The sequence below is a fragment of the Siminovitchia fortis genome (assembly GCF_007681465.1).
Lineage (GTDB): Bacteria > Bacillota > Bacilli > Bacillales > Bacillaceae_C > Siminovitchia > Siminovitchia fortis.
The window spans coordinates 1-268 of sequence record NZ_VEKZ01000197.1 but is presented as its reverse complement, the minus strand read 5'-3'; the positions used below and the strand labels follow the sequence as shown (position 1 = coordinate 268).

The following is a 268-nucleotide window of genomic DNA, read 5'->3' as shown; positions in this document are numbered from 1 at the left end:
GCCGATGATTTTGGCGGTCTGCAGCATCTCAACAACGAGGATCGCCGACAAAAGCGGCGTCTCCTTGAACAGCACGATCAGATAGTTCCCCAGCATCGGGATGACCGGCGGGATTGCCTGCGGCAAAATGACCTTCATCCATGTGTGCGCCCTGGAGAAGTTCAGCGCTGTGGCTGCCTCCCACTGGCTTTTCGGGATCGACTCGATCCCCGAGCGGTAAATCTCCGATACATATGTGCTGTAATGGATGCCCAGCCCCAAGGCTCCT

Annotated in this window: 1 protein-coding gene; it reads right to left on the bottom strand. The window is 57.1% G+C overall.

The features are described 5' to 3' along the window. On the bottom strand, nt 1-268 hold a 268-nt coding region (locus tag FS666_RS19560; RefSeq protein ID WP_144463810.1), incomplete at both ends, for an ABC transporter permease subunit.